The sequence below is a fragment of the Streptomyces sp. NPDC107528 genome (genome assembly GCF_055639295.1).
This window is the reverse complement of the sequence record NZ_JBVKAV010000002.1, coordinates 456,018-482,874: the sequence shown is the minus strand read 5'-3', so window position 1 is coordinate 482,874 and position 26,857 is coordinate 456,018. Positions and strand designations below refer to the sequence as shown.

The window sequence follows — 26,857 nt, the reverse complement described above, 5'->3', positions numbered from 1 at the left end:
GATCCCGAGCCGATCTTGAGCGGCGGCTCAGCTCTCGAACTTGCGGTAGGAGGGGTCGAGGTCGCGCACCTCGGCGGACACGTGCAGCGCGAGCCCGTCGGCCGGCTTCAGGTGCTGCCGCACCAACTCCAGCACGGTCTCGGTGAGCCGGGCCTTCGTCTCGTCCGTACGACCGGCCAGCAGGCCGATGGTGACGTGCACGACGCCGTGTCCTTCGATGTCGTCGCCGACCGTGGTGTGCTCGGTCCTGCGGAACTGCGTCTTGCACGCGGGCGGCTTCGCGGCCGCGAGCTCGACCACGGCGGCGTGCAGCCCCCGGGCGAAGCCGGGCCGGTCGAAGTCGTCCGCCAGCTGTTCCGAGTAGTCGACGGTGATCTGCGGCATGAGCACTCCTGTTCTGGGTCGGCAGCGCTCACCCTAACCGCAGTGCCAGCATCGCGATGTCGTCCTCCTGGTCCCGTCCGAAGTGGTCCAGCAGGGTGTCGCAGAGTGCGTCCACGCCGGGCGGGGCGTCGGCGGCGGCCGTGCGGAGCTGCTTCAGGGAGACGTCGAGGTCGGTGCCGCGGGTCTCGACCAGGCCGTCGGTGACCATGAGCAGACGGTCCTCCGCGGTCAGCAGCAACTCGGTGGGCGCCGGCCGCTGAAGGCCGAGGCCGAGCAGTGGGCCGTCCACGGGGACGTACTCGGCGTCGCCTCCGTCCCGCACGAGCAGCGGCGGGATGTGTCCCGCGTTGGCGATACGGCCGCGTCCGGTGCCGGGGTCGACCAGGGCCAGGCAGACCGTGGCGGTGACGTCGGGGTGGTAGTGCACGAGCATCCGGTCGAGCCGTTCGGCGAGCGTGCCCGGGTCGCTCTCCTCGACGCAGTAGGCGCGCAGCGCGTGCCGGATCTCGACCATGACGGTGGCCGCGTCCAGCGAGTGCCCGACGACGTCCCCGACCGCCGTGAGCACCCCCTCCCGGGTGCGCAGGGCGGCGTAGAAGTCCCCGCCGATCTCGGCCTGCCGGGACGCGGGGACGTACCGGACGACGACCTTCACGCCGGGCAGCGCGGGCAGCCGGTACGGCTGGGGCAGGAAGCTGTGCTGCAGGGTGAGCGCGATCTGCCGCTCCGCCTGGTACATCAGCAGCGGCTCGGCGGCGAGCGCGGTGGCCTGGGCGAGCCGGGCGAGGAGGTCGTCGGCGGCGGGGTCCGGGGCGGGGACCGGGGCGGTCGGCGGGCGCCGCGCCGCAAGCGGGTCGTATGCCGGCATCGGTGGGGCGGGTACCCCGTTGTGCGGGCGCCGGGGCGCGAGGAGGTCGTACGCGGGCATCGGCTCGGCCGGCAGTCCGGGCTGCGGGCGATGGTGCGCGAAGGGGACGTACACCGGAAGCGGCTCGGCGAGCACCCCGGCGTGCGGGCGGCGGGCCGACGGTGGGGACGGCGGTACCGGCATGGCCACGCACACCGACGTGCGGCCCTCGTCGGTGAACGCCAGGACCAGGCGGGCGTCCTCCCGGACGCCGGGCCGAAAGAAGCCGGCCGGCCACAGTGAGGCGGGCACGGTCGTGCTGTGCACCCCGGTACGCCCGGTCCGGCCCTCCGCGATCCGGGTGATCAGGCGTGCCGCAGCGACCTGCGGGGCGGTGTCGGGCAGTGCGGTGGGGGTGCCCGCCGGACGGGCGAAGCCGTCGCCGCGGGGCAGGCGCAGCGAACTGCCCCAGTGCGGCTCGCCGCCCGGGCCGATGACGAAGACGACGGCGGGCGTACCGGTGAGCCGGGCCGTGCCCGCGGCGGCGGCGTCGGCCAGCTCCCCCAGGCAGCGCGCGGTCTGCACGGTGACGATCGCCTCCGACAGCAGCGTCAGCCGGTGCGCGAGCACCTCGGCCGCGCTGCGCAGACGCGCCCCGCGTACGGCGGCCCGTACGACGGCCTCGATCTCGCTCGGCTCGGCGGGCACGGTCAGGTAGGCGTCGGCGCCCGCGTCGAGCCCCCGGCACCGGTCTCCCGGGTCCATGGCCATGGCGGAGAAGTGGACGACGGGCAGTACGGCCATGGACGGCCGGGCCTTGACCATGCGGCACAGTTCGAAGCCGCTCATGTCCGGCAGCCCCACGTCGACGAGCGCCACGTCGGGCAGGGTGCCCGCGCGAAGCCGTATGTCGAGTTCGCTCAGGGCCTCCCCCGCGCTCGCGACCGGTACGACGTCGTGGCCCGCGCGGCGCAGCACGGCGCCCATGGCGAAGCGGTTGGTAGAGACGTCGTCGACGACCATCACGGTCGTGCCCGACTGCTTGCCGAAACCGTCCATCGTCGGGAGCCCTTGGATACGCACGAGTGGGGCGGGCCCGTGACCGGGTCCGCCCCACTCAACCTAGTGCGGTATCAAAGGGCCCGTGAGAAGACGGCGACAGTACGACCCGGAACGGCGAACGTGCCGGATTCGCGCTCGTAGGACGAGGACTTGACGATAGGGTCCGCGCCCGAGGCCTGCACCGGATGCAGTCGATAGCCCTCGCCGGCCAGCGAGGCGATCCGCTGCTCCTGCTGCTCGGGGGTCGCGTTGAAGACGACGACGAGGTCACCGAGCCGCATGGTGATCACGCCGGGCGTCTCGTCCTTCCCGGACAGCGGGAAGGACAGCTTCGACTGCACCTGACCGGCCGTGCCGAGGGAGAAGGCACTCTCCGTCGAACGGATGCTCAGCAGGTCCCGGTACGCAGCCGAGGTCCCCTCGATCTGCTCGCACCCCACCTTCACGGTGCTCAGCAGGGGCTTGGCGTAGGGCCACTTGGACTGGTTGTCGGCGGCCGGCGGCAGCCCCCGCCCGAAGCCGTTGCCGTCGGCGCAGTTCCAGTGGATGGCGTTGAACCAGTCGCCGCTGTCGTAGGAGTTGCGGTCCAGCGACTTGGAGCGCAGCAGGTCGGTGCCCGCCTGGGAGAGCGCCGGCCCCTGCGACAGGGTGGCCGTGGCCATGGCGAGGACCTGCATACGGGCCCGGTCGGCGGCCGACGTGTCCTTCGGCAGCTTGAAGGCGAGCGCGTCGAACAGCGACTCGTTGTCGTGCGCGTCCGCGTAGGCGAGGGCGTCACCGGGGGCGTCCGCGTACCCGGCGGGCCGGCCGTTGTAGTCGACCTCGGCGCCGGTGACCTCCTTGCCGGCCGTGTCGGTGAACCGGTACTGGGCGAGGTTGCCGGACAGGCCGACCTTGATCAGGTCCTGGTAGTGCAGCAGCCGGGCCCTCTGCTCCTCGGAAGTGCCGTTGTTCTCCGATGAGTTGGGGTCGGTGAACAAACCGGACGCGAAGCCCTGGACACCGGGGTCCTCGTCGAAGGGCCCGCCGCCGCGTACGGCGTCCCGCGCCCGGTCGGAGAAGGTCGCGATGCCGGTGCCGGCCATGTTCTCCTGGGTGGCCTGCGTGAAGCGGGCGTCGTCGGCGACCTCGCCGAAGTTCCAGCCCTCGCCGTACAGGATGATCTTCTTGCCGTCGACGCCGTCCTTGGCGGGGGTCAGCGCGTCGAGGGCCTTGCGCACGGCCAGGATGTTGGCCTTCGGGTGGTGGCCCATCAGGTCGAAGCGGAAGCCGTCGACCTTGTACTCCTTGGCCCAGGTGACGATCGAGTCGACGACCAGCTTGCCCATCATGGCGTTCTCGGTGGCCGTGTTGGCGCAGCAGGTGCTGTTGGCGACCGAGCCGTCGGCGAGGAGGCGCTGGTAGTAGCCGGGGACGATCCGGTCGAGGACGGAGGTGTCCGCCTGGCCGCTCGCCGCGGTGTGGTTGTAGACGACGTCCATGACGACCCGCAGGCCGTCCTCGTTCAGCGCCTTGACCATCCTGCGGAACTCGACCGTGCGCCCGGTGCCGTCCGGGTCGGTGGCGTACGAGCCCTCGGGGACCGTGTAGTGGTACGGGTCGTAGCCCCAGTTGTAGGCGTCCTTCGCGGCGATCTTCGACACGCACTCCTGCTGCTTGTCGGAGTCGGCCGGGAAGGAGGCGAGGTCGCAGCCGACGGTCGCCTGGTCCTGGCGGCGTTCGGGGATCGTGGCGATGTCGAAGGCCGGCAGCAGGTGGACGTACGACGTGCCCGCCTTCGCCAGCTCACGCAGGTGCTTGGAGCCGTCGCTGTCCTTGTCCGTGAAGGCGAGGTAGGTGCCCCGGTTCTTCGCCGTCCGGTCCTCGACGGAGAAGTCCCGGACGTGCAGCTCCTGGATCTGCGCGTCCTTCAGCGGTACGGCCTTGGGCTTGGTGTACGAGGACCAGCCGCCCGGCGCCAGGGCCTTGTCGTCCAGGTCGACGACGAGGCTGCGCTCGGAGTCGGTGGTCAGGGCGACCGAGTAGGGGTCGGTGACCTTGTTGGTGACGACCTTCTGGACGCTGGGCGCCCAGACCTTGACGACGTACCGGTAGGGCTTGCCCTTCCAGGACTTCGGGCCGGTGACGGACCAGACGCCGGTGCCGGCGTTCCGCTTCATGGCGACGGTGGAGTCGCCGATCTCCAGCTTGACCGACTGTGCCGTGGGCGCCCAGACGGACAGCGTCGGACGGCCCTTGTCGAAGGTCGGCCCGAGGTCGGCCTTCGACGCGGCGGAGTACAGGTCGTCGAGCACGCCGGCGATCTGGACGCCGGTCGCCGCGAGCACGGCGCCTCCCCCAGAGCCGAAAGCCTGGGAGGTGCCCCCAGCGGCCCGCTGCGAGGCGACGACCTGGCCGGCGAGGGCCTCGCGGACCCGGTCGCGGTCGCGCGGGTCGACGGACCAGGCGGGGTAGTCCTTGAGGTGCGGGAACTGCGCCTTCTGGGCGTCGGTGAGGGAGCTCCTGGACAGCCGCAGCCACTTGGCGTCACCGGTCAGCGTGCCGTCCTTGACCGCGATCCCGCCGTCCCGGCTGTAGAGCAGCTGGGTGGAGGCCGCGCCCTCGGAGCCCTTCCAGGCGACGGTGTTCCGGTCGATCCAGACCGCCTTGGAGGTGCTCAGGTCGAGCGCCGCCGCGGAGCCCGCGGGCTGCGGGAGCAGGTACTTCTCCTGGCCGCTCAACAGCCACACCTCATGGCCGTTCGCGGTGAGGTCGAGGGACTGGTCGGTGGGCAGGTCCTTCTCGTCGCCCTTGTGGAGGATGTAGCTGAGGCTGGTGGCACCGTCGGTGAGCGGTACCTCGAAAACCGCACCATAGGCATCAGTCTTGACCGGCTTCAGGGGGTTCGACCACTCGGTGGGGTTCGCGGCACCCGTCCAGGTGTGCAGGCCCCAGCCGTCGTAGTCGCCGTCGGCGCGGTGGTAGTGCAGGACGGCCTTGGACTTGTCCGGCGCCGGATAGTCGGCGGCGGGCTTCTCGGTGCGGACGGCCTCCTTGCCCTGCTCGATCCAGATCTCACCGGTCTTGGTGAGGTCGATCGCGCGGTCGGCGGAGACGTCCTTGTTGCCGTCCTTGTCGATGACGAGGAAGCCGACGTTCGTCGCGCCCGGCTTCAGCTTGACGTAGGCGAAGGCGCCGTACGCGTCACGGCCGACGAAGGGGTGACTGTCCGGCCAGTTCGTGGACTCGCCGTCGGCGAGGTCGCCCCAGGCGTACAGGCCCCAGTTCGCGTAGTCGCCGTCGGTGCGCTTGTAGTGGACGACCGCGTAGTCGCGGGAGGCGGCGCTGGGGATCTCGGGTGCGGGCGGGGTGCCGGTGGTGGAGGCCGCCGTGGCACTGGCGGTGCGGCCGGCCGAGTCGATGACGACGGCCTTGTAGCGCAGGGCCGTTCCGGCGGGTACGTCCTTTCCGATGGCCTGCGTGACCTTGTACGGGGCGTGGTCGGCGGAGCCGAGGGTCCGCCACTTGCCGTTGCCAGTCTGGGCTGCGAACACGACGCGGGCCGGCTGTCCGCCGTCGACGTCCGCGCCGATCTCCACCGTGCCGGTGGCGCCGGCTGCCGGGGCCTTGAGGGTCAGGGTCGGCGCGGTGGCGGGCTTCGCGGGCCTGCCGGTCGCCTTGAGGACGATCGCCGAGCCGGCCGGGACGGTGACGGTGACCTTCTTGCCGGCGTCGCTCCTGACCGAGTCGCGCGTCCCGTAGATCCCCTTGAACGTCATGCCGGCCGAGCCGGTCGCGAAGGTCGCCGTCTTCGCCTCGCCCGCGTTGTTGAACGCGACGACGTACTCCGTGCCCGACTTCGCGGCGGTGCGCGAGAAGGCGTAGATCCCGGCGCCGTCGGCCGCGTACCGCTCGGTCTGGATGCCGTCGGCGAGGGCGGGGTTGGCCTTGCGGAGCGCGGAGAGCTCGGCGATCTGCCGGTAGAGCGGCGCCCGCGTGTCGTAGGCGTCGCTCGCGTGCGTGCGGTCGGTGCCGAGCTGGTCGTCGTCGAGGTAGTCGGCGGTCTTCGAGGCGAACAGGGTCTGGCGGGCGTCCTTGTCGCCGCCGGCACCGGTGAAGCCCTGCTCGTCGCCGTAGTAGACGACCGGGTTGCCGCGGCTGAGGAACATCAGCTCGTTGGCGAGCTCGTCCTTCTTCAGCAGTTCGGCGTCGGTCGCCTTCGGGTTGTCCTGGTTCAGGAAGTACCCGATGCGGCCCATGTCGTGGTTGCCGAGGAAGGTGACCTGCTCGTACGCGTTGGCCTTGTCGGTCGTGTACTTGTAGTCGTCGCCGAAGACGGACGCCAGCTTCTGCGCGGTGCCGCCCTGGGAGGCGTACTGCCGGGCCGCTTCCTGGAAGGGGAAGTCGAGTGTGGAGTCGAGGCGGCCTTCGGTGACGTAGGGCGAGGTGACGTTCGTGTCGGCGGAGTACACCTCGCCGAACATGAAGAAGTCGTCGCGGCCCTGCTTGGCGGCGTAGGAGTCCAGCGCCGTGGCCCACTGGGTCCAGAACTCCATGTTGACGTGCTTCACGGTGTCGATCCGGAAGCCGTCGATGTCGAAGTCCCTGACCCAGCGCTGGTAGATCTTCTCCATGCCGCTGACGACCTCGGGACGCTCGGTCCACAGGTCGTCGAGGCCGCCGAAGTCGCCGTGGGCGGAGCTCTCACCGGCGAAGGTGGAGTCGCCGCGGTTGTGGTACATCGCCGGGTCGTTGAGCCACGACGGGACCTTGACGTTCTTCTTCGCGGCGGGGACGGCCGGGGTGCGCGGGAAGGAGTCGGTACCGACCGCCGGGAACCCGGACTTCCCGTCCGCGTAGTCGGCGTCGTCGAAGGGCTTGCCGTCCTTCGTCAGGTACGGGAAGGCGCCCTTGGAGAGGTAGTCGTACGACTTCTCCTCATAGTCGACGACATCGGCCGTGTGGTTGGTGATGACGTCGAAGAAGACCTTCATGCCCTTGGCGTGCGCCTTGGAGATGAGGGTCTCAAGGTCCTTGTTGGTGCCGAAGTGCGGGTCGACCTGGGTGAAGTCGGTGATCCAGTAGCCGTGGTAGGCGGCCGAGGCATTGGCGCCGGTGCCCTGCACGGGCTGGTTCTTGAAGATCGGCGCCATCCAGATGGCGGTGGTGCCGAGACCCTTGATGTAGTCGAGGCGCTTGGTCAGGCCCTTGAGGTCGCCGCCCTGGTAGAAGCCCTTGTCGGTGGGGTCGTAGCCGGTGGCGAGGCGGGAACCGGTCAGGCCGCCCTTGTCGTTGCTCGCGTCGCCGTTGGCGAACCGGTCCGGCAGGACGAAGTAGAACTGGTCGCGGGTGACGTCGTGCCGGGCGGGCTCGGCCGCGAGCCTGGCGTCGGACGGGGGTGGCGGCGGGGCGTCCGCCCGCGCCGCGAGGGGCTGGACGAGTGCTGCGGCCAACGCGGTCACGGTGACCGCGGCGACCCGTCCGACATGGGTGGTTCGGCGCCTCGACGGCGTCGGCCATCTCGCTATCACAGATGGGCTCCTTGCGATTACGGCTCAGTGGGTCCGACCCCGCGCGACCGTATCGCCGCCGTAAGGTTTACAGCAAGAGGCTTGAAAGCATCGGTAAGAACTTTCAGCTGAGCTGTCGGCAGGGCGAGTTGCCCTGCGTCAGCAGTCCGAGACACCGGGACAGGGCGCATAATCGCTCGCCACGCGCGCCCGGTCCCGCCTACCGTCCCCGCATGGAGCAGGAATCGCCTCTCGTTCGCGAGGTCTTCCCGGAGCTCGTCGACGAGCTGGTCCAACTCCTGGAGGAGGAGGGCAAACGCGAGCTCGCCATATGCGTGTGGGACGCCCGCATGATCGGCGAGTGCGGCTGCGGGGACGACTTCTGCCAGAGCATCCGGACGTCGGATCATCCAGGCGGACAGCCGTACGGCCCGGGCCATCGGTGTGTGCCGCTGTTGCCCTCGTCGGGCGATCTGATTCTCGACGTCGTGAACGGCCGGATCATGTACATCGAGATACTCGGACGGCCACCCCTGCGCCGGCGTGTGCAGGCATGACAGGGGTGGCCGTGCGCGGGGCGTGACGGCTCAGCAGCTCGTCCTGCCGGCGTGGATCGCCAGGGCGGTGTTGGAGCCGAGGGTGGCCGTGAACTGCCCGCTGGAGTTCACCGTCACGCTCGTGTTGTTCTGCACGTTGCAGTACGTGCCCGCCGCGAGGGACGTCTGGTAGGTGCGGGTCAGGCTGCTCGACTCGTGGTTGATGGCGACGTAGCCCTTGCCGCCCCGCCCGAAGGCGATGGCGTCGCCGCCGTTGTCCCACCAGTTGGTCACCGACTCACCGCGTGTGGTGTTGCGGAAGGCGACCATCGACTTGATCTCCGGCCAGGCGTGCTGGCACTTCCAGCCGTCCTGCCAGCAGGCGTTGACCGTACCGCCGTTGGGCGGGCCCGCGTCGTGGTCGGAGAACTCGTAGCCGGAGTTGATGTCGGGGGCGCCGTACGGATAGGCCAGCATGAAGACACTGGCCAGCGTGTAGTTGGCGCCGTCCTTGTAGGTGAGCGTGGAGCCGTTGCGCTCGGTGTCGTGGTTGTCGACGAAGACGCCGGAGACACCGCTGCTCATATAGCCCCAGCCCTCGCCGTAGTTCTTCAGGTAGGCGAGGTTCTCGTTGTTGAAGACGCGCTTGAGGTCGTAGGCGTAGCGGAACTCCTGGACGTCGCCGTTGCCCGTGTACTCGGTGGGCTGGACGGCTTCTCCGCTGCCGTAGATGGCCTCCTGCTTCCAGTAGACCGAGGGGTTGCTCAGGCGCGACTTGATGTTGGCGAGGTCGGCGGCCGGGATGTGCTTGGCCGCGTCGATGCGGAAGCCGTCGACGCCGAGGGAGAGCAGGTCGTTCATGTACCCGGCGATGGCGCCGCGGACGTAGGACTCGCCGGTGTCGAGGTCGGCGAGGCCGACGAGTTCGCAGTTCTGGACGTTCGTACGGTCCGCGTAGTTGGTGATCTGCGCGGTGCAGTCGTCGAAGTCGAAGGAGGAGTACAGACCGGGGTAGTTGTACTTCGTGTACGACGAACCGCCGGTGCCGGTGCCGCTGCCCGCGGACATGTGGTTGATGACGGTGTCCGCGACGACCTTCACCCCCGCCGCGTGGCAGGTGTTCACCATGTTCTGGAAGGCCGTCCGGTCCCCGAGCCGGCCGGCGATCTTGTAGCTGACGGGCTGGTACGACGTCCACCACTGCGAGCCCTGGATGTGCTCGGCGGGCGGCGAGACCTGGACGTAGCCGTAGCCGGCGGGGCCGAGGGTGCTGGTGCACTCCTTGGCGACCGAGGCGAAGTTCCACTCGAACATCACCGCGGTGACGTCCTTGGTGCCGGGCGGGGAGGCGGACGCGGGGGTCGCGGGGGCCATCAGGGCCGCCGAAGTGGCGGCGAGCACGGTCGCGGTCGCGGTCGCGGTGACGGACCATCTCGATATCACAGGCGTAACTCCTTGCGATGACGGCCAGGCGTCTTTGCCGGGCGCCGGCGTGAACGTACCGCCACGAAAGGTTTACAGCAAGAGAGTTGAAAGTCATAGCAAGTACTTTCATCCGCAACCTTGACGCGCCCTCCTCAACTCCCTCACGCCCACCAGGCCTTCCGTGGAACGGCAGAGGGCCCGCTGCCTGAGAAGCAGCGGGCCCTCGCTATGTGATGACGCGTCAGGCCGTCGTCCACCACACCGTCGTGTCGCCCGGCACCTTCGCCTCGCCGTCGGTCTCGCTGATCTCGCCGCTGGCGAGCAGCACGCGGCCGTACGCCGGGGTGGTCACCGACTCCGCTCCGGTGTTGGCGACGCAGACGAACTCGCCGCGCCGGAAGGCGAGGACCCCCTCGGGGGCCTTCAGCCACTCCACCGCGTCGCCCGCGCCCAGGTCGGGCTGCGCGCGGCGCGCGGCCAGCGCGGAGCGGTACAGCTCCAGGGTGGAGTCGGGGTCGCCGGTCTGCGCCTCGATGCTCAGCTCGCCCCACCCCTTCGGCTGTGGCAGCCAGCTGCCACCCGTGCCGAAGCCGTACGACGATCCCGTACGCGTCCACGGGATCGGCACCCGGCAGCCGTCACGGAAGCCGTCCTGGCCCTCGCCGCGGAAGTACGCCGGGTCCTGGCGCACCTCGTCCGGCAGGTCGACGACGTCCGGCAGACCCAGCTCCTCGCCCTGGTAGACGTACGCCGAACCGGGCAGCGCGAGCATCAGCAGCGTCGCCGCCCGTGCCCGCCGCAGCCCCAGCTCGCGGTCGCCCGCCGTACGGATCTGGGTGCCGAGGCCGGGCGGATTGGCGAAGCGGGTGGCGTGGCGGGTGACGTCGTGGTTGGACAGGACCCACGTCGCCGGGGCACCCACCGGGCGCATCGCGTCCAGGGTGCGGTCGACGACCTCGCGGAGCTCCTTGGCGTCCCACTCCGTCGACAGGTACTGGAAGTTGAAGGCCTGGTGGAGCTCGTCCGGGCGCACGTAGTTGGCGGTGCGCTCGACGGTCGGGGTCCATGCCTCCGCCACGAAGATGCGCTCGCCGGCGTACTCGTCGAGGATCGTGCGCCACTGGCGGTAGACGACATGCACGCCGTCCTGGTCGAAGAACGGCATGACATCGTTGCCCAGCAGCTTGAGCTGCTCGTGGGATCCGAGGTCGGGCAGCCCCTCCGCCTTCACCAGGCCGTGGGCCACGTCGATACGGAAGCCGTCGACGCCCATGTCGAGCCAGAAGCGCAGGATGGAGCGGAACTCGTCCCCGACCGCCGGGTGGTCCCAGTTGAAGTCGGGCTGCTCGGGGGCGAAGAGGTGCAGGTACCACTCGCCGGGCGTGCCGTCGGGCTCGGTGACCCGGGTCCACGCCGGGCCGCCGAAGATCGACTCCCAGTCGTTGGGCGGGAGGGCACCGTCCGCGCCCTTGCCGGGGCGGAAGTGGTAGCGGTCCCGCAGCGGGGAGCCCGGCCCCTCCGCGACGGCGCGCTTGAACCACTCGTGCTGGTCGGAGGAGTGGTTGGGGACCAGGTCGACGATGATCCTCAGCCTCAGCTCATGGGCGTCACGGATCAGCGCGTCGGCGTCGAGGAGGTTGCCGAACATCGGGTCGACGGCCCGGTAGTCGGCGACGTCGTAGCCGGCATCGGCCTGCGGGGAGGCGTAGAACGGGCTCAGCCAGACGGCGTCCACGCCGAGGTCGCGCAAATACGGGAGTCGGGAGCGTACGCCTTCCAGGTCGCCCATGCCGTCGCCGTTGCTGTCGGCGAAGCTGCGCGGATAGACCTGGTAGATCACCGCGTCCCGCCACCAGTCGCTGCGCTTGGCTTTGGCGGGGTTCGGTGCCGGGGCGATGGCGGAGTGCTGCTGGCTCATGGCGTCCTTGGTGCGTAACGGGGTCATGGGGTCAGGTGTACGTACAACGGTGATGACGAGGCGGCCGCGGTGACAGCGGGGTCGGATGGCCACCGCGACCGCCTCGGGTTCAGGGGGGTGAGGGGGCAGCGCCCCCTCAGGGCCGCGGGGAACTGCGCGACCAGCCACGACGTAGCCGCAGACAACTGACGACCCATCGCGGCCCTGCCGGGCGCAGCTCACCCCTTGGTGCCACCCGCGGTAAGTCCGGTAACCAGGTTCTTCTGCACGAAGTAGAAGAACGCGGACACGGGTATGGCGATCAGCACAGCCGTGGCGGCCATGAGATTGCGCTGCGCGTCGTGCTCGCTGACGAAGGTCTGGAGACCCACCGCGAACGTGTACTTCGTGTCGGACAGCATGAACGTCGACGCGAACGCGACCTCGCCGAAGGCCGTGAGGAAGCTGTAGAACGCGGCGACCGCCAGACCCGGCTTGGCGAGCGGAAGGATCAGCCGCGCGAAGGTGCCGAACGGGGTCAGCCCGTCGACGCGTCCGGCCTCGTCGATCTCGAACGGGATCGTGTCGAAGTAGCCCTTCATCAGCCAGGCACAGTACGGCACGGTCGTCGTGCAGTAGACGAGGATGAGACCGAGGTAGCTGTCGACGAGCTGGAGCTTGGACAGGATCTGGTACATCGGCACCATGAGGACGGCCACCGGGAACATCTGGGTCACGAGCAGCACCCACATGAACTTCTTGTACCCCGGGAAGCGCATCCGCGAGACCGCGTAGCCGGTGGTGGCGGCGATGACGACGCCGATCAGCGTGGTGCCCAGCGTGACGATCAGGGTGCTCGTCAGCCAGTCGAAGAACTTGGTCTCCTGAAGGACGAACGTGTAGTTGTCCAGCGTCATCTTCCCCCAGATGCCACCGGGGTGGAGGTAGTCGTCCTTGTCCGGGCCGAGGGACAGGAAGACCAGCCAGACGACGGGGAACAGCGCGATCAGGCTCGCCACGATCAGGATGCCGTGGGAGACGACGGACGTCCTGCGGCTGTTCTCGCCCCGGCGGACCCCGCGCGGTCCGCCCGGCGACTTGGGGGGCTGGTCCGCCGCAGCAGTGGTCTTGACGGTCGTGGTGCTCATGGGGACTCCTGCCTCAGATCGCGAGCTGCGGGTCATTGCGGTTCAGCCAGCGGCGGTAGAAGGAGGTGAAGACGATCAGGATGGCCAGCAGCAGAATGCCGTAGGCGGCCGACTGCGCGAAGTCACGCGGCTGCTGTCCGAAGCCGAGGTAGTAGGCCCAGGTGACGAGGATCTGCGCGTCCGGAGCGGTGTCGCCGAACAGCAGGAAGATGATGGCGAACTGGTTGAAGGTCCAGATGATGCCGAGGAGTACGACGGTGGAGCTGACGGACCTCAGGCCCGGCACGGTGACGTACCGGAACTGCTGCCACCTGCTCGCGCCGTCCATCTCGGCGGCCTCGTAGAGCGAGGAGTCGATGGACTGCAGTCCGCCGAGCAGCGAGAGCATCATGAACGGCACACCGCACCAGGTGTTCACCATGATCGCGGCGAACCGCTGCCAGAAGGTGTCCTCGAGCCACAGCGGCGTCGGCAGGTGCAGCGTCTCCAGGAACGAGTTGATGATGCCGCCGTCGGCGAGCATGAACCGCCAGCCGAAGACGGTGACGAAGGTCGGCACGGCCCACGGCAGGATCAGGATCAGCCGGTACAGGGTGCGGCCGCGCAGCTTCTGGTTGAGCAGCAGGGCGAGACCCAGACCGATGGTGTAGTGCAGGGTGACGCAGGCCGCCGTCCAGAAGATCGTCCAGATGAAGTGCGACCAGAAGCGGTCGTAGGCCGTCTCGCCCCACAGGATGTCGGCGTAGTTGTCGAAGCCGATGAACTTGTAGGTGGCCTCGATCTCGTTGACGCCGATCGTGCGGGCCGAATTGAGGCTGTTGGCGTCGGTGAGCGTGAGATAGAAGCCGTACACCAGCGGATACAGCACGAGAACGCCGAGGACGATCACCACCGGGGCGATCATCGCGTAGGCATACCAGTGCTTCTGGTAGCCGTGCTTCAGGCGCTGGCGCAGTCCGGGCCGCGGCGCGCGATCACCGCGGCGCTTGCCGGTCGCGCGGTCGATGGCGACTGTCATGGTTCGACAACCTTCTCGAAGTTCGGCAGATCAGGGGGTGTACGGCGCACAGGCCGGTGGCCGCCGGAACTCTCCCCCCCATGGTCGGGGAGTTCCGGCGGCCACTCGGGGTTACTTACTGAAGTCCGGGACCAGCTTGGCGATGGAGGTCTCGGCGGTGCTCAGACCCTTGTCGAGGGACTCCTTGCCACCGGCGATCTTCAGCAGCTCGGTGTCCAGCGGGCCCCACAGGGAGCTGTACTCGGGCAGCGCGGGACGCGGCTGGGCGGAGGCGAGGACGGTCTGGTAGCCGGCGATGCCCGGGTCGGCCTTCACCTCGGCGGTGTAGGCGTCGTCACGGACCGGCAGCGTGGAGTTCTTGAGTGCGATCGTCTCCTGCGCCTTCTGCGACGTCATGAAGTTCACGAACTTCAGCGCGGCCTTCTGGTGGGCCTCGTCAGAGCCGGCGTACACGGAGAGGTTGTGGCCGCCGGTCGGGGCGCCCGCCTTGCCGGACGAGCCGGCCGGGACGGTGGCGATGCCGAGGTTGGCCTTGTCCTTGAACGCGGAGCCCTTGTAGAAGTTGGTGATCTCCCAGGGGCCCTGCATGATCGCGGCGACCTTGCCGTTGACGAACGCCTCCTGGATGTGGGCGTAGGCGTCGGCGGTGGTGTCGGCCTTGTGCAGGCCCTTGCCGTCGAAGAGGCTCAGCCAGGTGCCGTAGCCCTTCTTGGCCTCGGCGCCGGCGACGGTGATCTTCTTGGCGTCGGCGTCGACCGTGTCGGTGCCCTCGCCGTAGAGGAAGGTCTGGGCGTAGTAGGCCTGGGTGGAGCCCCAGTAGCCGTCGACGCCGGTCTTGTCCTTGATCTTGGCGGCGGCCTTCTTCAGGTCGTCCCAGGTCTTGGGGGCCTCGACGCCGGCCTTCTTGAACAGGTCCTTGTTGTAGACGAAGGCGAGGGTGTCCGTGGTGAACGGAACGCCGTAGACCTTGTCCTCGTACTTGGCCTGCTCGATCAGGCTGGGCTGGAACTTGGCCTGGTCGGCGAGGGCCTCGGTGCCGTCCAGCGGCAGGAAGAAGCCCTTCTTGGCGAAGGCGGGGGTCCAGCCGACCTCGGAGCGCAGGATGTCCGGGGCGCCCTTGGAGCCGGCGGCGGTGTCGAACTTGTTCTGCGCCTGGTCGAACGGCACGTTGACGTACTTGACCTTGACGTCCTTGTTGGCGGCCTCGAACTCCTTGACCAAGGCCTGGTACGTCGGTGCCTCGTTGGTGGCGTTGGAGGTGTCCCACCAGGTGATGGTGACCGGCCCGTCGGCGCTGTCGCCGCTGTCACTTCCGCCGCAGGCCGTCGCCGCGAGGGCGAGGGACGCCACCAGCGCGGTGGCCGCTATGCCACGCCGCATGAGATCTCCTTGAGGGTGAAAGCCCGTGTGATGCAGGGGCGGCCCCGTCTGCCTGCCCTCTGCTGTCTTGCCGACTGCGCCGTTGCGGCCGCCGGGCGACGTGAACGTAACAGCGTTGAAAGACTTACGAAAGACCTTGCAGAAAAAAAGTGCAAGGGAACGCCGAAGTTATCCGGGTGTGACCGCTCGGCGACCACCGTGAGACGCTTCTTTTCAACGGTGGAGCGGCATGGAGGCGGGTTGTGCAAGACTCTGCAAGCTCTTGCCATCACTTTCACGAGGGAGCGCGATGACGCAGCAGCCCGGGCCGCGACGGCCAACAGGTCGCCCACGGCGTCCGATTGGTGTGCAAGGCGACATACGGCCGGTACAGTCCAGTGCCGTGACCACACGGCTTGCCGACATCGCTGCTCAGGCGGGGGTCAGCGAAGCGACCGTCAGCCGCGTCCTCAACGGGAAGCCGGGCGTCGCTTCGACCACCCGCCAGTCCGTGCTGGCCGCACTCGACGTACTCGGCTACGAACGCCCCGTACGCCTGCGCCAGCGCAGCGAGGGCCTCGTCGGCCTGATCACCCCGGAGCTGGAGAACCCGATATTCCCGGCCCTGGCCCAGGTCATCGGCCAAGCCCTCACCAGGCAGGGCTACACCCCGGTGCTGGCCACACAGACGCCGGGCGGCTCGACGGAGGACGAGCTGACGGAGATGCTGGTCGACCGCGGAGTGGCCGGCATCATCTACGTCTCCGGCCTCCACGCCGACACCACCGCCGACATGCAGCGCTACGAGCGCCTGCGCGCCCAGGGTGTCCCCTTCGTCCTGGTCGACGGCTTCTCGCCCAAGGTCCAGGCACCTTTCATCTCCCCCGACGACCGCGCGGCGATGAACCTGGCCGTCACCCACCTCGCCTCGCTGGGCCACGCGCGCATCGGCCTGGCCCTTGGCCCCAAGCGCTTCGTCCCGGTGCAGCGCAAGATCGAGGGCTTCGTCCGTACGATGCAGGACCAGCTGAGCCTGCCGACGGACGTCATCGAGACCGAGCTGATCCAGCACTCGCTCTACACCCTGGAGGGCGGCCAGGCCGCCGCCACCGCTCTGATCGAGCGCGACTGCACCGCGATCGTCTGCGCCAGCGACATGATGGCGCTGGGCGCGATACGGGCGGCCCGGCAGCTCGGCCTCGACGTCCCCAAGGACATCTCGGTGGTCGGCTTCGACGACTCCCCCCTGATCGCCTTCACCGACCCGCCGCTCACCACGGTCCGCAAGCCGGTCCCGGCGATGGGCCAGGCCGCGGTACGCACGCTCCTCGAGGAGATCGGCGGGACTCCCGCCCCCCACAGCGAGTTCGTGTTCATGCCGGAGCTGGTGGTGCGGGGTTCGACCGCTTCGGCTCCCGGTGACAGGAATCGTCCCTAAGTCGTCCGCGAGGCGGAGAATAGACCGGTCCCTCCCCTGCGTTGGTATGAGTATGGAGCTGTACGCCGGCCGTAGAACGTGCGTCCTGAACCCAACCGCGGGATGATCGGTCGGGGAAGTCTTTTCTGGCAGACTCTGTGCCCATGGGTGACACCACCGTGACGACACTGGAAGGCCGGGAAGCGGCCGTTCTGCCCCCCGTCGCGGACGAGACGGGGCGGGGGCCCCTGCGCCGACTGCGCACTCCGCGCCGCCCTCGCCTCTGGTTCGAGGTCCTGCTGATCGCGGTGAGTTACTGGACGTACTCACTGATCCGCAACGCGGTGCCGGAGCAGCGGACCGAGGCCCTGCACAACGCCGACTGGCTCTGGAAGCTGGAGCACCAACTCGGCATCGCCGTCGAGGAGTCGATCAACCACGCCGTGAACTCGGTGACTTGGCTCATCGTCGGCATGAACTACTACTACGCGACGCTGCACTTCATCATCACCCTGGGCGTCCTCATCTGGCTCTACCGCAGCCACCCCGGCCGCTACGCGGCCACCCGCCTGGTCCTCTTCGCCACCACAGGCGTGGCCCTGGTCGGTTACTACCTGTACCCGCTCGCTCCCCCACGGTTGATGACCAACACCGGCTTCATCGACACGGTGCTGGTCCACGACACGTGGGGTTCGATGGCCTCGGGCGACCTGAAGAACATGTCGAACCAGTACGCGGCCATGCCGTCCATGCACATCGGCTGGTCCGTCTGGAGCGGCCTGACGATCTTCGCCCTGGCAAGGATCCCCTGGGTCCGCCTCCTGGGCCTCCTCTACCCGACGGCAACCCTGCTGGTGATCGTCGCAACGGCCAACCACTTCTGGCTGGACGCGGTAGGAGGCCTCATCTGCCTGGCGTTCGGCTACACGGTGGCCCGCCTCTGGTACGGAAAGCTGCCGTACGCACTGCCCAGGCGAGTAGCGCACGCGCCAAGGAGGGCAAGGGGACGTGCCGGGGTATCTCCGCCGGCAGCGGCGGGCGTCAACGCCGAGCAGCCTTCCGGGGAACCGAGCCGCCCGGCCGCGGACGGAGACCCCACGGCACGGCCTCGACCCCAACCACACCGTTAGGCGCTGCGCGCACCCCCACGGGCCGCAGCGCTACCCCCCGTAGAACAGCTCGTCCACCACACCCCGAGCCCGCCGGGCGGTACGCCGATACGCATCGAGCATGTCCCCGACGTGACCGAGTTCGTACCCCAGGTACCGCCCCACAGCGGCCAGCTCCCGCGGATCCGACGGAAACGTGTCGCCGGCCCGCCCCCGCACCAGCATCACGGCATTGCGCACCCGAGTGGCCAGCACCCACGCCTCGTCCAGGATCGCCGTGTCCTCGTCCGAGATGAGCCCGGCGCCGCAAGCGGCGGCGAGGGCCTCCCGGGTCCGGGTGGTCCGCAGTCCCGGCACTGCCGAGCCGTGCTGCATCTGAAGCAGCTGAACCGTCCACTCGACGTCGGAGAGCCCACCAGGCCCGAGCTTGGTGTGCAGCTTGGGGTCGGCACCGCGAGGCAGCCGCTCGGACTCCATGCGTGCCTTCAGCCGCCGGATCTCCCGCACGGCGTCCTCACCGAGCCCACCCGCGGGAAACCGCAGCGGATCGACCATCTCGATGAACCGGCGCCCCAGATCCGCGTCCCCCGCCACCGCCTCGGCCCGCAGCAGGGCCTGCGACTCCCACACCAGCGACCACCGGCGGTAGTACGCCCCGTACGAGTTCAGCGTCCGCACCAGCGGCCCCGACTTGCCCTCCGGCCGCAGATCGGCGTCGATCAGCAGCGGCGGATCCGCGCTCGGGATCTGCAGCAGCCGCCGCATCTCCTCGACGACCCGGTTCGCGGCAACGGCGGCCTCGTGCTCGTCGACGCCGTCCTGCGGCTCGTGCACGAACAGGACGTCCGCGTCACTGCCGTAACCCAGCTCCTGCCCGCCGAAGCGACCCATCCCGATGATCGCGAACCGGGTGGGCAGCGTGTCACCCCAGCCGGCCCGCACCACCGCCCGCAACGTGCCGGCCAGCGTCGCTGCCGTGAGCCCCGAGACCGCCGCCCCGACCCGGTCCACAAGGGCCCCCTGGTCGGCCTCGGGCGGCTTCGTCTCGGTGCCGTAGGAGTCGACGATGTCCGCGGCGGCCGTACGGAACAGCTCCCGCCGGCGCACCCCACGGGCCGCCGTGACCGCCTGGACGTCACCGTCGGCGCGGCGCACCGCGGCGATGATCTCCTGCTCCAGATGGCCGCGCGAGCGAGGCTCCAGCCCGCTGCCGCCGCCCCCGTTCCCGAGCAGCGCGACGGCCTCGGGCGCCCGTAGCAGCAGATCGGGGGCGAGCCGGCCGGCCGACAGCACCCGGGCGAGGTTCTCGGCGGCGGCGCCTTCGTCCCTCAACAGCCTCAGGTACCAGGGGGTCTTGCCGAGCGCGTCCGACACCTTGCGGAAGTTCAGCAGCCCCGCGTCCGGATCGGCCGAGTCGGCGAACCAGCCCAACAGGACGGGCAGCAGCGTGCGTTGGATCGCCGCCTTGCGGCTGACGCCGGAGGCCAGCGCCTCCAGATGGCGCAGGGCGGAGGCCGGATCGGCGTACCCGAGCGCGACGAGCCGCTCGCGCGCCGCCCCGGCGCTCAATCGGGCCTCGCCGGGGGCGAGTTGGGCGACCGCGTCGAGCAGCGGCCGGTAGAAGATCTTCTCGTGCAGACGCCGTACGACGCTCGCGTGCCGTCTCCACTCGCGGTTCAGCTCGGCGACCGGGTCGGCGCGCAGGCCGAGGGAGCGGCCGATGCGCCGCAGGTCGGCGTCGTCCTCGGGCACCAGGTGCGTGCGACGCAGCCGGTAGAGCTGGATACGGTGCTCCATGGAGCGCAGGAAACGGTACGCGGCGTCGAGCTGCGCGGCGTCGGCACGGCCGACGTAGCCGCCCGCGGCGAGGGCCTGCAGGGCATCGAGCGTGGTACCGCTACGCAGGGACACGTCGTCCCGTCCGTGCACCAACTGCAGCAGCTGCACGGCGAATTCGACGTCCCTCAGTCCCCCCGGCCCCAGCTTGAGCTGGCGGTCGAGGTCGGCGACGGGGATGTTCTCCACGACCCGGCGTCGCATCTTCTGCACGTCGGGAACGAAGTTCTCCCGCTCGGCGGCCTTCCAGACCAGGGGCTCCAGCGCGGCGACGTACGCCTCACCGAGCTCGATGTCGCCCGCCACCGGGCGCGCCTTGAGCAGTGCCTGGAACTCCCAGGTCTTGGCCCAGCGTTGGTAGTAGGCGAGGTGGCTGCTGAGCGTGCGCACCAGGGGGCCGTTCCTGCCCTCGGGCCGAAGGTTGGCGTCGACCGGCCAGATGGAGCCCTCGACGGTGGTCTCCGAGCAGATGCGCATCATGTGCGAGGCGATCTTGGTGGCCGACCGCAGGGCCTTGGCCTCGTCGGCGCCGTCCGCGATCTCGCCGACGAAGATGACGTCGACGTCGGAGACGTAGTTCAGCTCGTGGCCCCCGCACTTGCCCATCGCGATCACCGCCAGCCGGCACAGTGCGGCGTCCTCCGGTGCGGCGGCGCGGGCGATGGCGAGTGCGGCGCGCAGGGTCGCGGTGGCGAGGTCGGCGAGCTCGGCGGCCGTCTGGGCCAGATCGGTGGTGCCGCACACGTCACGGGCGGCGATGGACAGCAGACAGCGCCGGTAGGCGACGCGCAGGGACACCGGGTCGGTGGCCCCGGCGAGTCCGCGCTCGAACTCCTCCACGCCGGGATGCAGATCCCGCGGCTCGTACATGGCCAGTTCCTGCCAGTCGCCGGCGTGCTTGGCCAGGTGGTCGGCCAGCGCGGCGGAGGCGCCGAGCACGCCGAGCAGCCGGTCGCGCAGGGGCTTGGCCGCTATTAGCGTGTCCACCAGCTCCCGCTGGGCGGCGGGGCCGGGCTGTGCCTCGAGCAGCCGGACGAGGCCGTGCAGGGCGAGGTCGGGGTCGGCGGTGGCGCCGAGGGCCTCCAGCAGGACCGGGTCGTTCCTGACCGGCGCGAGCTCGTCGCTGTCCAGGAGGCGCTCGGCGTCCGACGGGTCGGTGAAACCGTGCCGCAGCAGCCGCGTGAAGGTACTGCTCCTGCGCCCCGGCGCCGTCATGCTCGCCCTCCCGTCCGATCGGGGTCGTGCGCGCCCGATCAAGGTCGTACCCGGTCGAGCCTAGCCGGAGAGTCCGCCAGTGGCGCCGATGAGTTCGGGTGGTCCGTGGGGTCTTCCTTGTCGAGGGACACGTCCGACGACATATTCCGCCGACACATCTGGAGGCCGTCCGATGACTGACACGCAACCGCAGACCCGGCTGGATGGGCGCTACAGCGACGAGACGGCCACGGCGGTCCCGTGGCCCGAGGCGGAGAAGCTGCTGGCCGAGGCCGAGCTGTTCTGGATCTCCACGGTACGGCCGGACGGGCGCCCGCATGTGACTCCGTTGCCGGCGGTCTGGTCCCAGGGGGCGCTGCACTTCTGCACGGGCCCGGAGGAGCGCAAGGCGCGGAATCTGGCGGCCAACCCGCACCTCGTCCTGACGACCGGCACGAACCGCTGGGACAAGGGCTACGACCTAGTGGTCGAGGGCGAGGCGGTACGGATCACCGACGAGGCCCGTCTACGCGAGCTGGCCGCGGGGTGGGAGGCGAAGTACGGCAGCTTCTGGCACTTCGACGTGGCGGACGGCTGTTTCCGGCACGGCGCGGGGCAGGCCTTCGTCTACTCGGTGGCGCCGAGCACGGTTTTCGGCTTCGGTAAGGGTGAGCCGTTCAGCCAGACTCGTTGGCGTTTTTCCTAGGAGGACCAGGAATGGACTTCACGCTCGAAGTGATCCCGCTGCCCGTGAGCGACATCGACCGGGCCCGCGATTTCTACCGGGACAAGGTCGGCTTCCACGTCGACATCGACCAGGAGGTCATGCCTGGCATGCGCATCGTCCAGCTGACGCCCCCGGGTTCCGGCTGTTCGATCGCCCTCGGCGACAGCATCTGGGACATGACGAAGGGCGAGACCGTCCCCGAGCCCGGCTCCTACCAGGGCCTCCAGCTCTGCGTGGCCGACATCAAGGCGGCCCACGCGGAACTGGTCGAACGCGGCCTCGACATCTCCGAGCCGGTCCAGTACACCCCTGACGACGGCGCCACCTTCATGTACTTCAAGGACCCCGACGGCAACGGCTGGTCGATCCAGGAGTACCGCCAGAGGGCCACGAAGCCACTGCACCAGCTCCTGACGGAACAGGTGAACGAGCGCGGGCAGTAACGCCGTGAGCAGGGCGCGGCGTCGTGAACACGACCCCGCGCCCTGCGCGAAGCCTTAGAGAACCGGCAGGTTCTTCCGCAGCTCGAAGGCCGTGACCTCGCTGCGGTACTCCTCCCACTCCTGCCGCTTGTTGCGCAGGAAGAAGTCGAAGACGTGCTCCCCCAGCGTCTCGGCGACGAGGTCGCTGCGCTCCATCAGGGACAGGGCCTCGCCCAGGTTCTGCGGCAGCGGCTCGATGCCCATCGCGCGGCGCTCGGCGTTGGACAGGGCCCAGACGTCGTCCTCGGCGCCGGGCGGGAGCTCGTAGCCCTCCTCGATGCCCTTGAGGCCGGCGGCCAGCAGGAGGGCGTACGCCAGGTACGGGTTGGCGCCGGAGTCCAGGGACCGGACCTCGACCCGCGCCGAGCCCGTCTTGCCGGGCTTGTACATCGGGACGCGGACCAGGGCCGAGCGGTTGTTGTGGCCCCAGCAGATGTACGAGGGGGCCTCGCCGCCGGCGCCCGCGGTGCGCTCCGAGCCGCCCCAGATGCGCTTGTAGGAGTTCACCCACTGGTTGGTGACCGCGGAGATTTCCGCCGCGTGCCGCAGCAGGCCCGCGATGAAGGAGCGGCCGACCTTGGAGAGCTGGTACTCGGCGCCCGACTCGTAGAACGCGTTGCGGTCGCCCTCGAACAGGGACAGGTGCGTGTGCATGCCGCTGCCCGGGTGCTCGGAGAACGGCTTCGGCATGAAGGTCGCCTGGACGCCCTGCTCCAGCGCCACCTGCTTCATGACCAGGCGGAACGTCATGATGTTGTCCGCCGTGGACAGTGCGTCGGCGTAGCGCAGGTCGATCTCCTGCTGGCCCGGCGCGCCCTCGTGGTGGGAGAACTCGACGGAGATGCCCATCGACTCCAGCATGGTGATCGCCTGGCGGCGGAAGTCCATGCCGATGTTCTGCGGGGTGTGGTCGAAGTACCCCGACTCGTCGGCCGGGGTGGGCCGGGAGCCGTCCAGGGGCTTGTGCTTCAGCAGGAAGAACTCGATCTCGGGGTGCGTGTAGAAGGTGAACCCCAGGTCGGAGGTGCGGGCCAGGGCGCGCTTGAGGACGTAGCGCGGGTCCGCGAAGGACGGGGAGCCGTCCGGCATGAGGATGTCGCAGAACATGCGGGCGGTGCCGGGGGCCTCGGCGCGCCAGGGCAGGATCTGGAAGGTCGACGGGTCCGGCTTGGCGATCATGTCGGACTCGTACACCCGGGCGAATCCCTCGATGGCGGAGCCGTCGAAGCCGATGCCCTCGTCGAAGGCCTGCTCCAGCTCGGCGGGGGCCACGGCCACCGACTTGAGGAAACCCAGCACGTCCGTGAACCACAGGCGTACGAACCGGATGTCGCGCTCCTCCAACGTCCGGAGCACGAACTCCTGCTGCTTGTCCATCTTGCGCTTCCCCATCCTTGCTGGTCAGGCCGCCTGTCTCCGGTGCGGCGGGAGGCGGTCGGGCACCTGAGCATCACACCACAACACCGTTTCAGGCGCGTTGCGCACCTTGATCGCCACAGCGATCTCCGATCGAACGCCCGGCAAACGGCAGGTGTCCCGCCGCGGTGCCCGGTGAACTGCTCTGCCGCCCATAGTGCCTGCTCGGACCGACATCCGTAACGCCCGGTCCCCCAGGACCCACCCCGCTTTAATTTGCATCTCAGATGCAAGTTTTAATGAGGGGCGGGCGGCCGCCCCTGCGCCGCCCGGTCGAGCCCGAGGAGACCCGATGCTGTCCGAGCAGTCCGTCGCCACCGTGCGTGCCACCCTTCCCGTCGTCGGCGGCGCCATCGACGAGATCAGCGAGCGCTTCTACGCCGGGCTGTTCGCGGCCCGCCCCGAGCTGCTGCGCGACCTGTTCAACCGCGGCAACCAGGCGGCCGGCACCCAGCGCCAGGCCCTCGCGGGGTCGATCGCCGCGTTCGCGACGTACCTCGTGGACCACCCCGACGACCGGCCCGACGCGATGCTGGGCCGCATCGCCCACAAGCACGCCTCCCTGGGCGTCACGGCGGAGCAGTACGCGCTCGTCCACGAGCACCTGTTCGCCGCGATCGCCGACGTGCTCGGCGAGGCCGTCACGCCCGCGGTCGCGGCCGCCTGGGACGAGGTCTACTGGCTGATGGCGAACGCCCTGATCGCGATCGAGAAGCGGCTGTACGAGGAGCGCGGCGGCAGCGCATGGCGGGAGTGGGAGGTCGTCGGACGCGTCGAGGAGACCGCGGACGTGGCCACCTTCCGGCTGCGCCCCGCCGACGGCCGCCCGACGGCGGACTTCCGGGCCGGGCAGTACGTCTCCGTCCAGGTCGAGCTGCCGGACGGGGCTCGGCAGATACGCCAGTACAGCCTCTCGGCCGCGCCCGGTTCGCCCCTGCGCCAGATCAGCGTGAAGCGGGTCCGCGGCGGCACGGCTCCCGACGGCGAGGTCTCGAACCACCTCCACGCGCGCGTGCACGTCGGCGACCGGCTGCGCGTGTCGGCGCCGTACGGCGATCTCGTCCTGGCCGGGAACCCGGCCGGCAACGGCACGGCCGCACCACTGCTCCTCGCCTCCGCCGGCATCGGCGTGACCCCGATCGTCGCCATGCTGGGGCAGCTCGCGGACACCGGGCACCAGGGCCCCGTGGTCGTCGTGCACGGCGACCGCTCCCCCGTCGAGCACGCCCTGCGCGCCGACCACGAGGCGTACGCCGGGAAGCTGCCGGACGCGTCGGTCCACTTCTGGTACGAGGAGGGCGCCGACCACTACGAGGGCGGCGCCGACGCCTCCCACCGCGCCGGCCGGGTCGACCTCACCGGCATCGCCGTTCCGAAGGGCACGCGCGCGTACCTGTGCGGTCCGCTGCCCTTCATGCGGGCGGTGCGGGCGCAGCTGATCGGGAAGGGTGTGGCACCGGCCGACATCCACTACGAGGTGTTCGGCCCCGACCTCTGGCTCGCGCAGGAGAGCTGAAGCCGGGCCGGCCTCAGGGTGCCCGGCCGATCTGGAGGAGCAGCGGCCCGGTGGGGTCAGCGGTCACGTCGCCCAGCGTCAGCGGGTCCAGCGAGGCGAAGAAGGCCTCCTGGGCCCGGCGCAGCGCACCGCGCAGCCGGCACCCGGTGTTGAGCGGACAGGGGCTGTCGCCCTCGCACTCGACGACATCGCCGTCCCCCTCGAAGGCGCGCACGACCGCGCCGACCGAGGCGGTACGGCCCCTGTCGCTGAGCGACAGCCCGCCGCCGCGGCCCCGGCGGGCGTCCACCAGGCCCAGGTGCTGCAGCTCGGCGACGACCTTGGCGGCGTGCGTGTACGGCACCTCCATGTCCGCCGCGACCTCGCGGGTCGTCGGCGTGGCACCCTCCAGGACGGCGAGCCGCATGAGGAGTCGCAGGGCCAGGTCGGTGGAGCGCAACAGCCGCATGTACGGCAGCGTAGATAATGCGCATCCGCGGTTCAAAATATTCGGGAAGCGACCCTCGGCCGACCGGCGGGATCATCCCGATCCGGCCTTTCCTCTGTCCTCTCGACATCCTCTCTACGAGATGTCACACCTTCCCCATTACGATCAGCGGACCCGACCGTCCCTTTCCCCAGAAGGACAACACCTCATGGGCTCCGCCAAGAACAAGAGCAACGCGGCTCGCAAGGCGCGAATAGAGGAGATGCGGCGTGCCGAGCATGCCCGTGAGCGCCGTAACCGCTTCCTCACCATCGCGTCCAGCGTGGTGGTCGTCGTCGGTCTCGTGGCCGCCGGTGTCGTCCTGGTCCGGTCGCAGTCCGATGCCGACAAGGACGAGGCGAAGCGGCCGGCCGACAAGATCCCCGGGAAGTTCGTCACGGGGAAGGACGGCGTGAAGACGTGGAGCAAGAAGCTGTCGAGCACCCACGTCGAGACCAGTGTCGGGTACCCGATGGAGCCCCCGGTGGGCGGCGACCACCACCGGGCGTGGATGAACTGCAACGGCGACCTCTACGACAAGGAACTCGCGAAGGAGAACGCCGTGCACTCGCTGGAGCACGGCGCGGTCTGGGTGACCTACACGTCCAAGGCCGCCAAGGCCGACGTCGAGGCGCTGTCGGCGAAGGTCAAGCAGACGCCGTACACGCTGATGAGCCCGGACGAGAAGCAGCAGGACCCGATCATGCTCAGCGCGTGGGGGCACCAGCGCACGGTGACGAGCGCGAGCGACCCGAACGTCGCCAAGTTCTTCGAGAAGTACGTCCAGGGCGAGCAGACGCCCGAGCCCGGCGCGCCGTGCACGGGCGGTCTGTCGGAGTGAGGCAGCACGTCGGCCGGACAGCGGGGACCGCGGCGGCCGTGCTCGTCGCGGTCGGCGCGCTCACCTACGCGGTCGCCGAGGACGGCGGTTCGAGCGGGACGCCGGGCGCCGACTCGGCGGACGCCGGGTTCGCGCGTGACATGGCGGTGCACCACCAGCAGGCCGTGGAGATGTCGTACATCGTGCGCGACCGTACGAAGGACGAGGAGATCCGGCGGCTCGCGTACGACATCGCGCAGACCCAGGCCAACCAGCGCGGCATGCTGCTGGGCTGGCTGGACCTGTGGGAGCTGCCGAAGGTGTCGTCGGACGCGCCGATGACCTGGATGGGCATGGGTGACATGCCCGCCGGCGAGGACGGCGCGCTGATGCCGGGCATGGCGACCAACACGGAGATGAAGCAACTTCAGGGGCTCAGCGGCAAGCAGGCGGAGATCTTCTTCCTCCAGTTGATGACGGCCCATCACAAGGGCGGCATCCACATGGCCGAGGGCTGTGTCGACAAGTGCGCGGTCGGCGTGGAGAAGCGGCTCGCGCAGACCATGGTGAACGGGCAGCAGTCGGAGATCGACCTGATGGCGGACATGCTGAAGGAGCGGGGCGCGAAGCCGCGGCCCTGACGTCGCCAACTGTTTCCGCAGCTGCCGCCGCGGCTGTCGAAATGGCTTTGTCATTAGGTTAGTTGGGA

General features: G+C 69.6%; 19 protein-coding genes. 8 read left to right on the top strand and 11 right to left on the bottom strand.

Annotated features, from left to right (window positions below):
- Window positions 1-27: 27 nt before the first annotated feature.
- The 3 genes from ACZ7L5_RS07255 to pulA all read right to left on the bottom strand — a co-directional run bounded on the left by ACZ7L5_RS07255 (window position 28) and on the right by pulA (window position 7,803).
- Window positions 28-384, bottom strand: a complete 357-nt coding sequence (locus tag ACZ7L5_RS07255; protein ID WP_471515120.1) for a 5-carboxymethyl-2-hydroxymuconate Delta-isomerase — start codon at window positions 382-384, stop codon at window positions 28-30.
- Between the two features lie 28 nt (window positions 385-412).
- Entirely contained in the window at window positions 413-2,290 is a 1,878-nt protein-coding gene (locus ACZ7L5_RS07250) for a SpoIIE family protein phosphatase (protein WP_471515118.1), read from the bottom strand.
- Window positions 2,291-2,364: 74 nt separating this feature from the next.
- Window positions 2,365-7,803, bottom strand: coding sequence for a pullulanase-type alpha-1,6-glucosidase (pulA, locus tag ACZ7L5_RS07245; RefSeq protein ID WP_471515117.1), 5,439 nt, complete (start codon window positions 7,801-7,803; stop codon window positions 2,365-2,367).
- A gap of 212 nt (window positions 7,804-8,015) precedes the next feature.
- On the opposite strand from pulA, the gene ACZ7L5_RS07240 reads away from it, so the two are divergent.
- Complete coding sequence (locus tag ACZ7L5_RS07240) at window positions 8,016-8,339, top strand: hypothetical protein (protein WP_471515114.1); 324 nt, start codon at window positions 8,016-8,018, stop codon at window positions 8,337-8,339.
- 30 nt (window positions 8,340-8,369) lie between these two features.
- On the opposite strand, the gene ACZ7L5_RS07235 is transcribed toward ACZ7L5_RS07240, so the two are convergent.
- The 5 genes from ACZ7L5_RS07235 to ACZ7L5_RS07215 all read right to left on the bottom strand — a co-directional run bounded on the left by ACZ7L5_RS07235 (window position 8,370) and on the right by ACZ7L5_RS07215 (window position 15,186).
- Complete coding sequence (locus tag ACZ7L5_RS07235) at window positions 8,370-9,761, bottom strand: alpha-amylase (RefSeq protein ID WP_471515112.1); 1,392 nt, start codon at window positions 9,759-9,761, stop codon at window positions 8,370-8,372.
- A gap of 223 nt (window positions 9,762-9,984) precedes the next feature.
- Window positions 9,985-11,661 (bottom strand): glycoside hydrolase family 13 protein, encoded by a 1,677-nt coding sequence (locus tag ACZ7L5_RS07230; protein WP_471515844.1) that lies wholly within the window; start codon window positions 11,659-11,661, stop codon window positions 9,985-9,987.
- A gap of 218 nt (window positions 11,662-11,879) precedes the next feature.
- Complete coding sequence (locus ACZ7L5_RS07225; RefSeq protein ID WP_471515110.1) at window positions 11,880-12,788, bottom strand: sugar ABC transporter permease; 909 nt, start codon at window positions 12,786-12,788, stop codon at window positions 11,880-11,882.
- Window positions 12,789-12,801: 13 nt separating this feature from the next.
- Window positions 12,802-13,806 (bottom strand): carbohydrate ABC transporter permease, encoded by a 1,005-nt coding sequence (locus ACZ7L5_RS07220; protein WP_362378025.1) that lies wholly within the window; start codon window positions 13,804-13,806, stop codon window positions 12,802-12,804.
- 111 nt (window positions 13,807-13,917) lie between these two features.
- Window positions 13,918-15,186, bottom strand: coding sequence for an extracellular solute-binding protein (locus ACZ7L5_RS07215; RefSeq protein ID WP_363037530.1), 1,269 nt, complete (start codon window positions 15,184-15,186; stop codon window positions 13,918-13,920).
- A gap of 382 nt (window positions 15,187-15,568) precedes the next feature.
- Here ACZ7L5_RS07215 and ACZ7L5_RS07210 point away from each other — a divergent pair, with 382 nt between their 5' ends.
- A complete protein-coding gene (locus ACZ7L5_RS07210) occupies window positions 15,569-16,603 on the top strand; it encodes a LacI family DNA-binding transcriptional regulator (RefSeq protein WP_471515107.1) in 1,035 nt (344 codons plus the stop codon).
- A gap of 143 nt (window positions 16,604-16,746) precedes the next feature.
- On the top strand, window positions 16,747-17,712 hold the full coding sequence (locus ACZ7L5_RS07205) for a phosphatase PAP2 family protein (protein WP_471515105.1): 966 nt from the start codon (window positions 16,747-16,749) through the stop codon (window positions 17,710-17,712).
- A gap of 30 nt (window positions 17,713-17,742) precedes the next feature.
- Here the strand turns inward: ACZ7L5_RS07205 and ACZ7L5_RS07200 are convergent, their stop codons facing one another.
- Entirely contained in the window at window positions 17,743-20,742 is a 3,000-nt protein-coding gene (locus ACZ7L5_RS07200) for a bifunctional [glutamine synthetase] adenylyltransferase/[glutamine synthetase]-adenylyl-L-tyrosine phosphorylase (RefSeq protein WP_471515103.1), read from the bottom strand.
- Between the two features lie 172 nt (window positions 20,743-20,914).
- On the opposite strand from ACZ7L5_RS07200, the gene ACZ7L5_RS07195 reads away from it, so the two are divergent.
- The gene (locus ACZ7L5_RS07195) at window positions 20,915-21,427 is read left to right on the top strand and encodes a pyridoxamine 5'-phosphate oxidase family protein (protein WP_471515101.1); all 513 of its coding nucleotides are present in this window, start codon (window positions 20,915-20,917) and stop codon (window positions 21,425-21,427) included.
- 11 nt (window positions 21,428-21,438) lie between these two features.
- The gene (locus tag ACZ7L5_RS07190; RefSeq protein WP_362378018.1) at window positions 21,439-21,891 is read left to right on the top strand and encodes a VOC family protein; all 453 of its coding nucleotides are present in this window, start codon (window positions 21,439-21,441) and stop codon (window positions 21,889-21,891) included.
- Between the two features lie 54 nt (window positions 21,892-21,945).
- Here ACZ7L5_RS07190 and ACZ7L5_RS07185 read toward each other — a convergent pair whose 3' ends face one another.
- Window positions 21,946-23,307 (bottom strand): glutamine synthetase family protein, encoded by a 1,362-nt coding sequence (locus ACZ7L5_RS07185; protein ID WP_328428208.1) that lies wholly within the window; start codon window positions 23,305-23,307, stop codon window positions 21,946-21,948.
- Between the two features lie 331 nt (window positions 23,308-23,638).
- Between ACZ7L5_RS07185 and ACZ7L5_RS07180 the strand changes: the two genes are divergently transcribed.
- The gene (locus ACZ7L5_RS07180) at window positions 23,639-24,862 is read left to right on the top strand and encodes a globin domain-containing protein (protein ID WP_471515098.1); all 1,224 of its coding nucleotides are present in this window, start codon (window positions 23,639-23,641) and stop codon (window positions 24,860-24,862) included.
- Between the two features lie 13 nt (window positions 24,863-24,875).
- Here the strand turns inward: ACZ7L5_RS07180 and ACZ7L5_RS07175 are convergent, their stop codons facing one another.
- On the bottom strand, window positions 24,876-25,310 hold the full coding sequence (locus ACZ7L5_RS07175) for an Rrf2 family transcriptional regulator (protein WP_471515095.1): 435 nt from the start codon (window positions 25,308-25,310) through the stop codon (window positions 24,876-24,878).
- Between the two features lie 187 nt (window positions 25,311-25,497).
- On the opposite strand from ACZ7L5_RS07175, the gene ACZ7L5_RS07170 reads away from it, so the two are divergent.
- Both ACZ7L5_RS07170 and ACZ7L5_RS07165 read left to right on the top strand, forming a co-directional pair.
- A complete protein-coding gene (locus ACZ7L5_RS07170) occupies window positions 25,498-26,169 on the top strand; it encodes a DUF3105 domain-containing protein (RefSeq protein WP_471515093.1) in 672 nt (223 codons plus the stop codon).
- Window positions 26,166-26,789, top strand: a complete 624-nt coding sequence (locus tag ACZ7L5_RS07165; RefSeq protein ID WP_471515091.1) for a DUF305 domain-containing protein — start codon at window positions 26,166-26,168, stop codon at window positions 26,787-26,789. The genes ACZ7L5_RS07170 and ACZ7L5_RS07165 overlap by 4 nt, the downstream gene beginning before the upstream one ends.
- Window positions 26,790-26,857 lie beyond the last annotated feature (68 nt).

What these genes read in the sequence shown, in the direction of transcription:
- ACZ7L5_RS07215 (WP_363037530.1), bottom strand. Translation starts at nt 15,186, where the DNA reads ATGCGGCGTGGCATAGCGGCCACCGCGCTGGTGGCGTCCCTCGCCCTC.
- ACZ7L5_RS07230 (WP_471515844.1), bottom strand. Translation starts at nt 11,661, where the DNA reads ATGAGCCAGCAGCACTCCGCCATCGCCCCGGCACCGAACCCCGCCAAA.
- ACZ7L5_RS07185 (WP_328428208.1), bottom strand. Translation starts at nt 23,307, where the DNA reads ATGGACAAGCAGCAGGAGTTCGTGCTCCGGACGTTGGAGGAGCGCGAC.
- ACZ7L5_RS07205 (WP_471515105.1), top strand. Translation starts at nt 16,747, where the DNA reads ATGGGTGACACCACCGTGACGACACTGGAAGGCCGGGAAGCGGCCGTT.
- ACZ7L5_RS07240 (WP_471515114.1), top strand. Translation starts at nt 8,016, where the DNA reads ATGGAGCAGGAATCGCCTCTCGTTCGCGAGGTCTTCCCGGAGCTCGTC.
- ACZ7L5_RS07225 (WP_471515110.1), bottom strand. Translation starts at nt 12,788, where the DNA reads ATGAGCACCACGACCGTCAAGACCACTGCTGCGGCGGACCAGCCCCCC.
- ACZ7L5_RS07190 (WP_362378018.1), top strand. Translation starts at nt 21,439, where the DNA reads ATGGACTTCACGCTCGAAGTGATCCCGCTGCCCGTGAGCGACATCGAC.
- ACZ7L5_RS07175 (WP_471515095.1), bottom strand. Translation starts at nt 25,310, where the DNA reads ATGCGGCTGTTGCGCTCCACCGACCTGGCCCTGCGACTCCTCATGCGG.
- ACZ7L5_RS07250 (WP_471515118.1), bottom strand. Translation starts at nt 2,290, where the DNA reads ATGGACGGTTTCGGCAAGCAGTCGGGCACGACCGTGATGGTCGTCGAC.
- ACZ7L5_RS07200 (WP_471515103.1), bottom strand. Translation starts at nt 20,742, where the DNA reads ATGACGGCGCCGGGGCGCAGGAGCAGTACCTTCACGCGGCTGCTGCGG.
- ACZ7L5_RS07180 (WP_471515098.1), top strand. Translation starts at nt 23,639, where the DNA reads ATGCTGTCCGAGCAGTCCGTCGCCACCGTGCGTGCCACCCTTCCCGTC.
- ACZ7L5_RS07255 (WP_471515120.1), bottom strand. Translation starts at nt 384, where the DNA reads ATGCCGCAGATCACCGTCGACTACTCGGAACAGCTGGCGGACGACTTC.
- ACZ7L5_RS07220 (WP_362378025.1), bottom strand. Translation starts at nt 13,806, where the DNA reads ATGACAGTCGCCATCGACCGCGCGACCGGCAAGCGCCGCGGTGATCGC.
- ACZ7L5_RS07195 (WP_471515101.1), top strand. Translation starts at nt 20,915, where the DNA reads ATGACTGACACGCAACCGCAGACCCGGCTGGATGGGCGCTACAGCGAC.
- ACZ7L5_RS07170 (WP_471515093.1), top strand. Translation starts at nt 25,498, where the DNA reads ATGGGCTCCGCCAAGAACAAGAGCAACGCGGCTCGCAAGGCGCGAATA.